The organism is Desulfitobacterium dichloroeliminans LMG P-21439, assembly GCF_000243135.2.
Taxonomy (GTDB): Bacteria; Bacillota; Desulfitobacteriia; order Desulfitobacteriales; family Desulfitobacteriaceae; genus Desulfitobacterium; species Desulfitobacterium dichloroeliminans.
Genome location: NC_019903.1, coordinates 1612321 through 1625635, shown reverse-complemented (window position 1 = coordinate 1625635; position 13315 = coordinate 1612321). Strand labels below are relative to the sequence as shown.

The following is a 13315-nucleotide window of genomic DNA, read 5'->3' as shown; positions in this document are numbered from 1 at the left end:
ACCTCTTTCTCATCTTTTGAGTTAAGCATAGAATATTACCATTAATAGGTCAATAATTTTTGTCCCTACCGCGAAAGTGCTTGTACTCCTTTGCCAGATATTCTTCATCTAACAGAATCGTTTCCTCACTTAGCACAAGTAACCTTCTCAGGGTTTCCTTAAAGTCCCCCCATTCCCTACCCTCGATAGTATGGTCTCTGGCAAACTTCACCAGTTGATCCCAATCCAGCTCCTCATTCCTTCTTTGGACAGCTAGGTTAACAATCCGAAGCTTTTCGATAAGCTTATCAAAGATTTCTTCCTCCTGAGGTTCTCGTCTTTTCCCCCCATAAAAATCAGCCCGCCATAGAGATAAGAGTTGATCAACTCTTTTCAAGTTGTAAGTTCTCCCATCCCATCCTTTATCCCAGACAAAGCGTCTCATCTTGTGGTGCAGATGTGCCCCACTCCCTTCACCCCGGAGTTCAGAAAAAAAGCTTTGGGTGCCACTCATATGATTTTCCACGAGCCAGATTAAATCCTTTTCCCCGCCCGCTCCTTCCTTGCCCAATACCATCGAAAAACGAAAACGGGATAAGATTTGCTGACTCAGTTGACCACTTTCTTTCTCGTGACCAAGAAAATGACGTTTTCCACCCTGAACCCATTCAAAATCACTACGACGAGAAAGATCCTTGCCCATCCTTTTCACTTGGATTTTTCGGGGGTAATTGTCCAAACGGGCTCCGTGAACCTCAACGAACTCGCCGTTATAGCGATGCAAATGCCGCCCGAGAATTTGATAATCGCCAATAAAATATCCCTTATCTTCAGCCCTGCACTTTCCCCAGACATAACATTCTCGACTGGCTACCTCCCATTTTCCCAGATCGTGAAAAAGTCCGGCTAAGCGTAAAATCAGCTGTGCGGGGGTGTTACTAATCACATGTAAAGTATGCTCCCAAGCATCCTTGAGATGGTAGCGATTCTGGGCTAAACCCTTCAGCCGAGTCAGTTCCGGTAAAAACAAATCTAAATAACCGATCTCATCCAACAAACGTATGCCCGTTATAGGATCATCTATGGTAAGGATTCGACTAAGCTCCTCGGAGATCCGCTCAGGAGCTACCTCCAATAGATTACTCAAAAGTTCTCGAGCCGCAGCAAAGGTTTCTCCCTCAACTTCCATGCCATATTTCACCCTGAAACGAACCATCCGAAGAATACGCATCGGATCCTCCTTGAAGCGTTCTTGTGGATTACCACAAGCTCTAAGGACCTTTTTTTCGAGATCTAATCTTCCATTCAGGGGATCAATGATTTCTCCTGTTCGGGCATCGAGGAAAATAGCATTGATGGTAAAGTCTCTGCGTAGGGCATCAGCTACCAAGTCCCCCTCATAAGGGTTAAAATCAACCCGCTCTCCTTGCTGAAATACACTGAGTGTCTGATGTTTAGCACCAATCCTTATAGGATGGTACCCCCATTCCCGCAAGTGCTCTTCCAATTCTTCTAAAGATATCTGAACAATACCATCTACATCCTTGTTAGGGCGATTCAGTAGCTGATCTCGTACAATTCCTCCCACCAAATAAAGGGGGGATATGGTGCAAACCTTTTTAATTAGCTCTTCTATGAACTTGTCCATTCCTCTCCCCCTTTTCTATACCGGAAGTGAAAAAAGGACCTTAGCGGTCCTTTAGCAAAGCACGGTGAGTTTTGGACCCATTTTAATCTCCCATGGACTATCCGGTCCCCACTCCCCATCCAAATCTGAAAAAACTGACCGCTCTGTAATAACTTTTAGACTAGACGTTTGAAACTGAATGATTTGATCACTGCCTACTTTTCCTCCGCCAACTAGATGCAGGAGCATGCGCATTGTATCCGGCCAACCGCTATCGCGAACGATAATAACATCCAATTTTCCATCGATTAGAGATGCCTTCGGAACCAATTGTTTGAATCCACCTACGGATATCCCATTGACAGCCAGCAGTAGCATTGCCTCGACACTCGAAGACTCGCCATCTAATTCATACTCAACCATGAAGGGGCGATAGGTGGGTAGAGTCTCAATTCCCTTGAGATAATAGGCCAGTTGACCCAATCGATTCTTGATACGAACATCAACCTTAGGCGATACATCCGTTAGCAAACCGGCACTAAACACATTGATAAAATATCGATCATTCGCTTGCCCAAGGTCTATATCAAGAGTCGAGCCTTGAACGATGACTTCACAGGCATTCGATATTCTTTTGGGCAGACGCAGTCCACAAGCTAAATCGTTGGCCGTTCCCACCGGTAGAATACCCACTATAGGACGTTGTTGGGGGGGGATTTTCATCAAACCATTAACAGCTTGATGAATACTACCATCTCCTCCGGCAACAACCAAACATTCTACATCCATGCTTTGGGAGGCTACATATTCAATGTCCATTGGCGATTTCGTCCGATGAACAGAGACTTCATATCCCCCTTCCTGAAAAATGCGAATAGCCGTATCCAGCTCGTTAACAAGACGGCGTCGACCTGCATAAGGATTGTAGATTAATCGAAGTTTCTTGCCGTTCACTTCACATATCTCCTTTGGACTCTCAGAAGCCAATCAGCTCAGCCCTTCTTATTCCAACTAAGAGCACGCCCACCAAATACGTGACGCTATATTTTACTTCAGATTTTCTGGGTTGAGACCTTGTAATTCAGCAACCATAAAGCGTCCATCTTTACGAACGAGGACATCGTCAAAATACATTTCTCCGCCACCATATTCCGGACGCTGAATGCATACCAAATCCCAATGAATCGCAGACTTATTGCCATTATTACAATCATCATAGCAATTTCCGGGGGTGAAGTGGAAGCTTCCGTCAATCTTCTCATCAAAGAGAGTATCCTTCATGGGATGTAGGATATAGGGGTTGACTCCGATGGCAAACTCGCCAATGTAACGAGCCCCCTCATCCGTATTAAAAATCTTTTCAATCCGCTCCGTATCATTGGCCGTCGCTTTGACGACTTTACCCTCCTTGAACTCTAAGACTATATTCTCATAGGTAAAGCCTTGATACAAAGCAGCCGTATTATAGGAAATAACACCATGGACTGAGCTCTTAAGGGGCGCGGTATATACTTCCCCATCGGGGATATTCAGATGCCCATCACATTTAATAGCTTTCATCCCTTTAATCGAGAAGGTCAGATCCGTACCCGGTCCGGTAATCCGCACTTTATCGGTACGTTCCATAAGCTCAACTAGGGGTTCCATGGCCGCGGACATCTTTGCATAATCCAGATTGCAGACCTTGAAATAGAAATCCTCAAAGGCTTCAATGCTCGTGTTGGCCAGCTGAGCCATGGAAGCATTCGGATAACGCATAACCACCCATTTCGTGTGGGATACACGTTGGTCAGTCACCGTTCTAAGATATTCTTTTTGATAAATACTCATTTTTTCTCCCGCCACGTCAGCAAGCTCATTGGCATTTTCCGTGGCACGAAGACCAACAAAGGCATCCATTTCCTTCATACGAGCGAGATCCCATTTTGCCCAAGCCCGAGCCTGTTCCTCTGTCATTCCTTTTAAAAGTTCGCGCAATAAGGTATGATTATTAACAGATACAAAGGGAATCCCGCCGGCCTCATAGGCATAGCGAACTAAAGCTTGAGCTAAAGGAATCTCTAAACCATTAACTTCAATCAGGATTTTTTCGCCTGGCTTTAACTCTACTGCATAATTGATAATCGAATCAGCTAATTTTTCAATCCGTGGATCTTTCATACTCAAATCCTTCTTTCTCTGTAGATCTTCTATAAGTCATCATTCTTTTTTTATAGGTATCCCTTACTTAAACACCGTTATACCCGCTATGTAAACATGCTAACAAATTTAGTATAAGCAAATCTCATATTTAGTTAAGGAGCAGCATTTATGAAAGAACAAACTGACTTGTGGACATACATCCTTCAGCCTCAAGATGAGGGATTAAAATATCAGGAAATACTTTACCGCCGCTTTCACTTTTCCCGAAGGCTCCTCCAAAAACTCAAGCACTCAGAACGAGTCTGGGTCGATGGAGTATTTACTTTTCTAACCGCTCGAGGCAAAGCTGGCGAGACCTTAGCGGTTCAATTACAGACCCCTGAGAGCAATAGCTTTCCTGGTGAAGATCTACCCTTGGAGATTCTCTTTGAAGATGATTACTTTCTAGCTGTCAATAAGCCTGCCGGGCGGGTTGTTCATCCTAATCCTCGTTACCCTACGGGAACCATCGGCAATGCCGTAATCGGCTATTGGTTGGCTAAAGGAGAATCTCGACCCTTTCGGCCTATTCACCGTATAGACCGAAATACATCCGGAGTCGTTGTCGTAGCAAAAAATCAGTTTGCCCACCAGCAGATGTTCTGGCAGCATAATCATCAGCGCATTCACAAACGCTACCTGGGTGTCGTCGAAGGACAGGTTCTGGAAGATCAAGGTACGATAAATGCTCCCATCGGACATACACCGGGTAGTTATCTGGTCAGACAGATTTCCCCTGATGGAGCACCTGCTGTCACTCACTACCGAGTCCTCAAACGATATGCAGACGCTACCCTCTTAGAATTTGTTCTTGAGACGGGCCGGACCCATCAGATCCGTGTCCATTGTCAACACCTTGGCCATCCTCTCTTTGGTGACGATTTTTATGGGGGCAATATAGCACGCTTTGACCGACAGGCACTGCACGCCTTTATCTATGAGTTCAATCACCCCGTAACAGGAGAACTCCTGACCATTCGTGCTCCCTTACCTGAGGACCTACGTTTGCTTCTGCGCAGCCTCATAGCGAAGTCATAGCTCTTAAATCCATGGTGCGTCAAGCACCATGGATTATTTTTTCTCTAAGACCGAAGTACAATGGGGGCAACGTGTGGCGTCTTTATGGATTTCCACAAAACAATAATCGCAGAGCTTAGTAGTCACTTCTTGTACAGCTTCTTCTTTCATTTCCTTCTTCTTCTTAATACGGTTGATCTGTTTGATGACGATAAAGATCGTGAAAGCCACAATCAGAAAATCAAGGATATTGTTGATAAATAACCCATAATTGAGAGTGGGCACTTGAGCAGCTTGAGCATCGGCAATGGTTACAAATTCTCCTTCGCCTAGAGTAATAAATCGATTAGAAAAATCCACTTGACCTAAGAGCAATCCAACCATCGGCATAATAACGTCATTAACTAACGATGTAATGATTTTTCCAAAAGCACCGCCGATAATAACACCTATTGCTAAATCAATAACATTTCCCTTCATGGCAAACTCTTTAAATTCTTTCCACATAATTCTCAGTCTCCATTTCTATTAACTTTCATGGGGTACTATTTCTTCGGATAGATTCCTATCCCTAAGCTTTTTCGCTACCTTCTTATATAAGCTTCCTAAAAGAACTCCTTTGAATATACTACCATAAATGTGGTATATTTTCCCACCTTATCAGTTGTTCCCTTTGCAAAGGAGAAAGGAAGAGTTCTATGGAAGAAATCAACGAACTTATGGACCAGACTAAAACTGTCGAGCAAATGAATTACTTTGAACTGTTAGCCTGGTTAGGTATTGGGAGCTCTCACCCTGGAGGATTTCCCGCCACCATCAGAAATATAGAAGTTATGGAAGTAAAACCCGAAGATTTTGTCCTCGATGCCGGATGTGGTAGCGGCTTGACTGCTTGCCACTTAGCTAAACAGCGAGGTTGCAAAATTATCGGAATCGATCTCAACCCCCAAATGATTGAAAAAGCTCGCCAGAGAGCTATTCACGAAAATGTCACGGATTTAGTGGAATTTCAGGTCGCCGACGTCTACCAATTACCCTATCCCGACAACCATTTTGATTGGGTCATGTGCGAATCCATTTCCGTATTCTTAGATAAAGAAAAAACCTATCGGGAGTTCTTTCGAATTTTGAAGCCGGAAGGGCGAATTGCCGACCTGGAAATGTCCTTGCTGCATGAGCTACCGGCCCAACTCCATTCTCAGCTAGAATTATGTTATGGAAAAGGTACGAATCCCCTCTCCTATGACGATTGGTGCAAGGTAGCATCTGAAGCAGGCTTTGTCGACGTCGAAATCAAGAATCCTCAGACGTTGCTCAATACCAATAGCAATTTGATTTTCAATGAACTGAAAAAGGATTTCATGCTCATCAAGGATCTTGTGCAGAAGGTCTCGAATCATCCAGGATTGTATACTCGCCTCCAGCAAAATGCCAACTTTATGAAGCACTATAAGGGCTACTTTGGTTTCGGTATGGTCTACGGACGTAAGCCTACCCAACCGCTACCGCTCAAAAAACCCACTTTACTTGAAACCCTGGCCACTTCAGTGCAAAGTGTCCTCGGAAACACTGTGCGCAATCTAGGGAATATTAGCAGAAAACTCCTTCTTCCGCTATCTAAGTATCATCGTCAATAAAACTCAGAACCGGTCTTTTAACGCAGATCTTTTTCCGTGTAATAAACTATCCCAACAGCCCCCGGGCCCACGTGAAGGCCAATGACCGGACCAATCGGAATCACCTTCACCTGGGCCGCTACCTTTTCCTTGATCTTCTTCACGAGTGATTGAGCCTCATCAAGACAATTAATATGATGCACGGCAATTTCCCCCAACCCATACTTGCCAATATCCTCAAACATCTTATCCATCATGGCCAGAATAGCCTTTTCCTTATGTCGCACTTTTGCCAACACTACAACCTTCCCCTCTTCTACCGTGAGGATGGGAATAATCTTGAACAGGTTGCCGATTAAGGCACTGGCCCCGCCGATCCGGCCGCCCTTTTTAAGATAATCCAGATTGTCAGGAACAAACACAAATCGGCTACGCTTTATATTCTCAAGTACGATTCCCTTCACTTCAGCAAGGGATTTTTTGGCTTGAGCTGCACGTGCTCCTTGTAACACAGCAAATCCTAGCTGCATGGAGTTGGAATGAGCATCCATAATTTCGATTTGAGCATCAGCGTATTTTTCCAAGACCATCTCTTTTGCCAAGAGCGCCGTGGAATACGTACCACTCATATCTGATGATATGAAGATTCCGCACAAAGAATCTCCTTGGGCAACCACCTTCTCCATCTCTAGATAAAACTCCCCAATCGAAGGTTGAGAAGAGGTAGGGATCCCCTCCTTCTCCATCATCTGATAGAAGTCTTCGTTGGTCACATCGATTTCCCGCATCGAATGCTCCCCAAAGGAGATATTCAATGACACCTGTCTGATATCCAACTCTTTTCTGAGATCATTATCAATGTAGCTTGTACTATCAGTTAAGATTCGGACCGCCATTTGCTCATCTCCACTTCTTTTATTTCTGTTTCTTTCATTTTACTATAGAACGGAGGAATAATTAATAACCCGTCAAAAAGACGGGTGTCAAACTAATCAAAGGCTAAACCGAGATACCCATTTTTTCCGAGCAGTTCGGTATTGCTTGTGGTTAACATGCCAAAGGGACGGGTCTGACCTCCCAACGTTTTGCACCCAACCGGAGTTCGTATGATAAATTCTTCAGCATCAACCTTTTGCGCTAAAGCAGCCAATCCTCCGGGGATAAGTTTTTCCGGAAGTAAAAGCTCCTTAACCAGAACTCTCTCCTTTTCCATTCGCTCGACAGCGGCACAGCCCTGGGCCCCATTCAGATTGAACTCATAGATATCCTCACCTGAGAGCTGGGAGACTCTTTTCTGATAAGCAATCTCCTCTTCCCCATAGGCGATATATAGACTTCCTCGGAGAAGCTGGTTGCGGATTTCGTTATAGCCCTGAGGGGTCGACCGCCGGACAGAACAAGACAATCCCGAATCGGCCATAGCTCTCATTTCTTCACAACTCAGTACAGTCTCCTGAACAATAAATCCCTCTTGGTATCCTTGCCGAGCATAGAATTTATACAGATGAGCCTCCGCCGGGACGAGAACACATAGTTCCACTTGCTGGTCCCGCAAGTAATTCTTAGCCCAATCCATGAGTTCTGTAGCGATGCCTTGGTGCTGGAAATCAGGATGGGTAGCTATGGCATATAGCATAGCCCCATCGATCCTTATTGCTTCAGGTAAGTCATCGACCCACTGAATAGGAATCATGGTCAGCATAGCAGCGATTGAATTATCCTGCAGATACACTGCAGTTTGCTCTGCTTTAAAGCGATACGTATAGTAGAAGTCAATAAAGGAATCAGTGTCCCCAAAACAACGCTGCCATATTTCTTTGAGCCGGACTATGTCCTCAGAGTGAGCCAGTCGCATTTTTTTCATAGATATTCTCCGTTGCTTGTACTAATCCTTAATCAAAATACTTGGCTAAGTATTTTTCCTCCATTTTATCGGGATAGTAGGACAACTTGGCTTTGCGCAGGCCCTCATATCCCATATCCTCTTCCCGATTCACATAGATAATATCCGGATAGGTCTCAACAATCCACCTTACAAACTCACGATTGATGATTTGATAGGCACCTTGTATTTCACTAAAAGCCTTCTCCACGTGGATGATATAGGTATCGGAATTCAAGCGTTCGCCCATGGTAAAAGCAACAATTTTACCTTCGACACGGATGACTCCACCTTCAAGCTCCAAGACCTTAAAGTAATCAAAATCCTTCTTTACCGCACAATATTCAGCCTTGAGCTGCTCGTCATCCTTGCAATTGTTCCTGCGGCACCATTCTAGGTTCATTTTCCAGCACTCAGCTAAATTGTCTGGAGTAAGCAATTCAAAAGACCAATCATTGTTAGCCTGAAAACGATTAATATGGTTTCGCTTAGCTTGTAGCTTTCGCCCTGCCAAAGTCGCCAACCTCTCAGCCAGATAGACATAATCAAAGCTATCCCGCATATCTTGATATTCGAAGTGGTCAGGGTACAATGCTTTCAGAGTCGTCATATTCTCCACAGAAATCCCTAACACAATGAACTCATGGTGATTTTCCTCAGCATCTATTTTCATTTTGTTTAGAACCGGTTGCACATCTCCTGTTCCTGCGGGATAAAAATAGTAAGTAGGTTCGCCGTCGATTTGTCCTTTAATAACAAGATATTCATTGACCTTGGCCACTTGGTAATTGTACATATCTGACCAAGAAAAGATATTTGTGTAATTCTGATGTCCACCACTTAAATTCGAAGCTTTGAGCAATGGTTTCATCCACTCTTGATCACTAATTTCTACTCTTTTAAATTCAATCATGTTCTATCCACCTTATGTACTGCGTTTTTAAAATCATCGTAAGCATGATATTATTATTTTAAAGGAACAACTTGGTAATGTCTATAAACTAAACACCATTTAGCAAGCATACTTTACTATCATACCCCAAATTCACTTCGAATCAAATAGATAAAACTTGGGATGCTATACAATGAATTATAGCGTAAGCTATTGTTTTGAGAGAGGTATTACTTTGATTAGATTCATTATTCGACGTTCCATCCCCCGCTATGAAAATACCACAGATAAACAAGTTCGTGAGTCTTATGGGGTCTTAGCCGGGGTACTGGGCATCGTCTGCAACCTTATCTTATTTACACTCAAGCTGATTATAGGGCTTCTTATGAACAGTATTGCTGTTATTTCTGATGCTTTCAATAACCTTTCCGACTGTGGTTCCTCAATCATCTCAATCATTGCCGCCAAGATGAGCAATCAACCACCGGATTTGGAACATCCCTTTGGCCACGGTAGAATTGAATACATTTCTTCACTCATCGTCTCCTTTATTATCATCATGGTAGGCTTTGAACTACTCAAAAGTTCATTCAGCAAAATTCTTCACCCCGAAGTCGTTATTTTCAGCTCTTTCTCACTGATTATTTTAGTGCTTTCCGTAGTCCTCAAGCTCTGGATGGTCTCCTATAACCGCTATATCGGTCGAGTCATTAATTCCAGCATCATCAACGCCACAGCCACGGACAGTCTCAATGATGCCATAGCCACCAGTGCTGTCATCCTTTCGACATTGATCGGACATTATTTACACATTGCTATTGATGGGTACGTGGGTTTGCTCATCTCATTTTTTATCCTCTATACTGGGTATACTATTGCTAAAGATACGGTCAATATTTTGCTGGGGGCATCTCCGAATACTGAGCTAGCTAATCAGATTTCAGGCATGGTTAATAAAGGAATGCATATTATTGGCACTCACGATCTAAAAGTCCATGATTATGGTCCAGGTAGAACCATCGCCTCCATCCATGCTGAAATTCTCGATACTGTCAACATCGTTGAATCTCATGCAATTATTGATGACCTAGAAAAACGCATCTCAGAGGAGCTCAACATCAATATTGTCATCCATATCGATCCTTTGACTACAGATGAACTGAAGATCCATTCTATGAAGCATCTCGTGAAAGACTCGGTAAAGGAAGTAAATGAAGTCTTTGTAGCGCATCATATTCGTATGACAAAAAGCTATCGCAGTATGAACGTCATCTTCGAATTAACCGTTCCCTCTACTCAGCTTCCTGAATCCGCTAACATCCGTGAGCAAATTACTAAGAGACTCAAAGATAAAGACCCTCAACTTAACGTTATTATCAACTCAATCACAGCCCAATCCTAAACTCGCCCCTATTGACAATTGCTTTATCCAAAAATGAAGGAGCGTGACCCTCATATGTGGTTTAGTAAACCTCAGGAAGATGTTCTGAAAGAGCTCAAGGTTAATCCCCGCACAGGACTATCCTCTCAAGAAGTCCAAGCACGATTAGAACAATACGGTGCGAATAAGCTGAAGGGAAAACCTAAAAAAAGCCTCATCTCTCTATTCTTTGCTCAAATGAAGGATATGCTAATTTATGTGCTCCTTGGAGCTGCTATAATCACCTTGTTTATCGGCGAATATGTCGATGCTATTATCATTCTCCTTGTGGTTCTCCTGAATGCAGCAATTGGCGTTTTTCAAGAGTTTAAAGCTGAAAAGGCCATCGAAGCTTTGCAACAGTTGACCACCCCTAAAACTCTAGTTCGCCGGGATGAGGAAGTTAAGGAAATCAACTCTGTAGATCTTGTTCCTGGGGACATTGTCATCCTTGATGCGGGACGATTTATCCCTGCGGATTTGCGCCTGATCGAAAGTGCCAACCTCCAGATTGAAGAATCCGCTCTTACCGGTGAATCCGTTCCCACCGAAAAAGAGGCCCAAAGAATCCTCGACGAGCCCAAGACACCTCTTGGTGATCAAGCCAATATGGCCTTCATGTCGACCTTGGTCACCTATGGACGCGGCGAAGGGGTCGTTGTCGGCACAGCTATGGAAACAGAGATTGGCAAAATCGCTAAAATACTCGATGAAGAAATCGATGAAATGACACCCCTGCAAAAAAGAATGGAAGAGCTGGGGAAAATACTGGGTTATCTCGCCATTGGTATTTGTCTACTGATCTTTGTCATCGCCTTTTTCCAAAAACGTGATCTCTTCGAAATGTTCTTGACCGCCATCAGCTTGGCCGTAGCTGCCATTCCCGAAGGACTGCCTGCCATCGTAGCCATTGTCCTAGCTCTTGGGGTAACTCGGATGTCCAAAATCAATGCCATCGTAAAAAAACTTCCTGCCGTAGAGACTCTGGGGTCTGTAAACATCATCTGTTCCGATAAAACAGGAACCCTCACCCAAAACCAGATGACCGTGGTCAAGTATTATACCCTTGATAATATGAAGGAACTTCCCCGCGAAGGCTCAAGTTTGGACGCAGCCAGCCAGGAAAAAGAGTTAATGAAAACCTTTGTTCTCTGCTCCGATGCTACCTATGAGCATGGTCAGGGGACAGGGGATCCTACGGAAATTGCTCTTATCGTCTTAGGGGATCGTTTTAACCTAACCAAAAAATCCCTTAATGCAAACCATAAACGAGTGGGCGAAAATCCCTTTGATTCCGATCGAAAGCTTATGTCCACCCTCAATGAAGAAGATGGTAGTTATCGCGTTCATACGAAAGGAGCCATTGACAATATCCTCAACATCGCCACCTCAGCTTTGGTGAATAATCAGGTGGTTCCCCTCACCGAAGCAATGAAAAATGAGTATCTAAAGATTGCCGAAGAGATGTCCGATGACGCCCTGCGCGTCCTCGGTGCTGCTTATAAAGATGTGGATCATCTCATCACATCCGAGGAAATGGAGCACAATCTCACCGTCCTCGGTATGGTGGGAATGATTGACCCTCCCCGCTTGGAAGTTAAAGACTCTATCCGCGATGCCAAATTAGCAGGCATCACTCCGGTGATGATTACCGGTGACCACAAAAACACTGCTGTTGCGATTGCCAAGGAATTAGGCATTGCCGATTCCTTGGCGCAAAGCATGACTGGTGCTGAGATCGACGAAATATCCGATGAACAGTTTGCTCAACGCGTAGGTGAACTGAGGGTCTTTGCTCGAGTGTCTCCTGAACATAAGGTAAAAATCGTCAAAGCCTACAAATCCCAAGGTAATATCGTTTCCATGACCGGAGACGGTGTCAATGATGCACCTTCCCTTAAGAATGCTGACATCGGAGTCGCTATGGGGATTACGGGAACTGATGTATCAAAAGGCGCCGCTGATATGATCTTAACCGATGATAACTTCACGACCATCGTCCACGCTATCGAAGAAGGCCGCAATATCTATAACAACATTAAAAAGTCTGTTATATTCCTACTCTCTTGCAATCTCGGAGAAATTGTGGCCATCTTCTTTTCGGTTCTCTTCTTCTGGCCTATCCCCCTCATGCCCACCCAACTCTTATGGATTAACTTAATTACCGACACCCTCCCGGCTATCGCCTTAGGGGTAGACCCCGGCGATAAAGATGTCATGAAACAAAAACCTCGTGACCCCAGAGAGAGCTTCTTTGCCCATGGGGCCGCACTGAGGGCTGTCATTGGCGGTGTTCTCATCGGTACCTTGACTCTTGTAGCCTTCTATGTGGGACTCCGTGAATATGGTTATACTTTAGGCTCGGCTACTATCCCAGATGATGTCCTCACCTATTCCCGCACCATGGCCTTCGTCGTTCTAGCAGCCTCACAACTTTTCTATTCCTTATCTATGAGAAGTGCTACCAAGTCGATCTTTACAGTAGGCTTCTTCTCCAACAAATACCTTATCCTAGCGATAATAGTTGGCTTACTGCTACAGCTGATGGTTATTTCCGTCCCCTTCCTCTCCAGCGCATTTAAACTGCAAATGCTCTCCCTCAGAGACTGGGGTATTGTTCTTAGCTTAGCCATCATCCCCCTCATCGTTAGGGAACTATTTAAGATCTTTCAGAGAAAAAGCTCCTAAGAAATCGGTATGG

Annotated in this window: 11 protein-coding genes; 4 read left to right on the top strand and 7 right to left on the bottom strand. The window is 44.2% G+C overall.

The features are described 5' to 3' along the window. Positions 1-49 precede the first annotated feature (49 nt). The 3 genes from DESDI_RS07660 to DESDI_RS07650 form a co-directional block, all read right to left on the bottom strand. Complete coding sequence (locus DESDI_RS07660) at positions 50-1627, bottom strand: tRNA nucleotidyltransferase/poly(A) polymerase-related protein (RefSeq protein ID WP_015262065.1); 1578 nt, start codon at positions 1625-1627, stop codon at positions 50-52. A 51-nt stretch (positions 1628-1678) separates the two neighbouring features. After that, entirely contained in the window at positions 1679-2560 is an 882-nt protein-coding gene (locus tag DESDI_RS07655) for a diacylglycerol/lipid kinase family protein (RefSeq protein WP_041219362.1), read from the bottom strand. Between the two features lie 93 nt (positions 2561-2653). Then, positions 2654-3766: an aminopeptidase gene (locus DESDI_RS07650; protein ID WP_015262063.1), complete on the bottom strand. Its 1113-nt coding sequence runs from the start codon at positions 3764-3766 to the stop codon at positions 2654-2656. Between the two features lie 150 nt (positions 3767-3916). Here DESDI_RS07650 and DESDI_RS07645 point away from each other — a divergent pair, with 150 nt between their 5' ends. Then, the gene (locus DESDI_RS07645) at positions 3917-4825 is read left to right on the top strand and encodes an RluA family pseudouridine synthase (RefSeq protein WP_015262062.1); all 909 of its coding nucleotides are present in this window, start codon (positions 3917-3919) and stop codon (positions 4823-4825) included. A gap of 33 nt (positions 4826-4858) precedes the next feature. Here DESDI_RS07645 and mscL read toward each other — a convergent pair whose 3' ends face one another. Next, a complete protein-coding gene (gene mscL / locus DESDI_RS07640) occupies positions 4859-5311 on the bottom strand; it encodes a large conductance mechanosensitive channel protein MscL (RefSeq protein ID WP_015262061.1) in 453 nt (150 codons plus the stop codon). 191 nt (positions 5312-5502) lie between these two features. On the opposite strand from mscL, the gene DESDI_RS07635 reads away from it, so the two are divergent. Next, on the top strand, positions 5503-6441 hold the full coding sequence (locus DESDI_RS07635) for a class I SAM-dependent methyltransferase (protein ID WP_015262060.1): 939 nt from the start codon (positions 5503-5505) through the stop codon (positions 6439-6441). A 17-nt stretch (positions 6442-6458) separates the two neighbouring features. Here the strand turns inward: DESDI_RS07635 and DESDI_RS07630 are convergent, their stop codons facing one another. From DESDI_RS07630 to DESDI_RS07620, 3 genes are all read right to left on the bottom strand, one after another. Beyond that, complete coding sequence (locus tag DESDI_RS07630; RefSeq protein WP_015262059.1) at positions 6459-7316, bottom strand: DegV family protein; 858 nt, start codon at positions 7314-7316, stop codon at positions 6459-6461. 92 nt (positions 7317-7408) lie between these two features. After that, the gene (locus DESDI_RS07625) at positions 7409-8284 is read right to left on the bottom strand and encodes a GNAT family N-acetyltransferase (protein ID WP_015262058.1); all 876 of its coding nucleotides are present in this window, start codon (positions 8282-8284) and stop codon (positions 7409-7411) included. Positions 8285-8312: 28 nt separating this feature from the next. Then, positions 8313-9215, bottom strand: coding sequence for a DUF2156 domain-containing protein (locus DESDI_RS07620; RefSeq protein WP_015262057.1), 903 nt, complete (start codon positions 9213-9215; stop codon positions 8313-8315). A gap of 214 nt (positions 9216-9429) precedes the next feature. Between DESDI_RS07620 and DESDI_RS07615 the strand changes: the two genes are divergently transcribed. Both DESDI_RS07615 and DESDI_RS07610 read left to right on the top strand, forming a co-directional pair. Further along, positions 9430-10596, top strand: coding sequence for a cation diffusion facilitator family transporter (locus DESDI_RS07615; protein WP_041219837.1), 1167 nt, complete (start codon positions 9430-9432; stop codon positions 10594-10596). A gap of 54 nt (positions 10597-10650) precedes the next feature. Further along, positions 10651-13302 carry a cation-translocating P-type ATPase gene (locus tag DESDI_RS07610; protein WP_015262055.1) on the top strand — a complete coding sequence of 884 codons (2652 nt, stop codon included), beginning with the start codon at positions 10651-10653 and terminating at the stop codon, positions 13300-13302. The last annotated feature ends 13 nt before the right edge of the window (positions 13303-13315 follow it).

Coding starts and splice junctions, on each gene's coding strand:
- DESDI_RS07620 (WP_015262057.1), bottom strand. CDS start 9,215: ATGATTGAATTTAAAAGAGTAGAAATTAGTGATCAAGAGTGGATGAAA.
- DESDI_RS07635 (WP_015262060.1), top strand. CDS start 5,503: ATGGAAGAAATCAACGAACTTATGGACCAGACTAAAACTGTCGAGCAA.
- DESDI_RS07660 (WP_015262065.1), bottom strand. CDS start 1,627: ATGGACAAGTTCATAGAAGAGCTAATTAAAAAGGTTTGCACCATATCC.
- DESDI_RS07650 (WP_015262063.1), bottom strand. CDS start 3,766: ATGAAAGATCCACGGATTGAAAAATTAGCTGATTCGATTATCAATTAT.
- DESDI_RS07645 (WP_015262062.1), top strand. CDS start 3,917: ATGAAAGAACAAACTGACTTGTGGACATACATCCTTCAGCCTCAAGAT.
- DESDI_RS07630 (WP_015262059.1), bottom strand. CDS start 7,316: ATGGCGGTCCGAATCTTAACTGATAGTACAAGCTACATTGATAATGAT.
- DESDI_RS07610 (WP_015262055.1), top strand. CDS start 10,651: ATGTGGTTTAGTAAACCTCAGGAAGATGTTCTGAAAGAGCTCAAGGTT.
- mscL (WP_015262061.1), bottom strand. CDS start 5,311: ATGTGGAAAGAATTTAAAGAGTTTGCCATGAAGGGAAATGTTATTGAT.
- DESDI_RS07625 (WP_015262058.1), bottom strand. CDS start 8,284: ATGAAAAAAATGCGACTGGCTCACTCTGAGGACATAGTCCGGCTCAAA.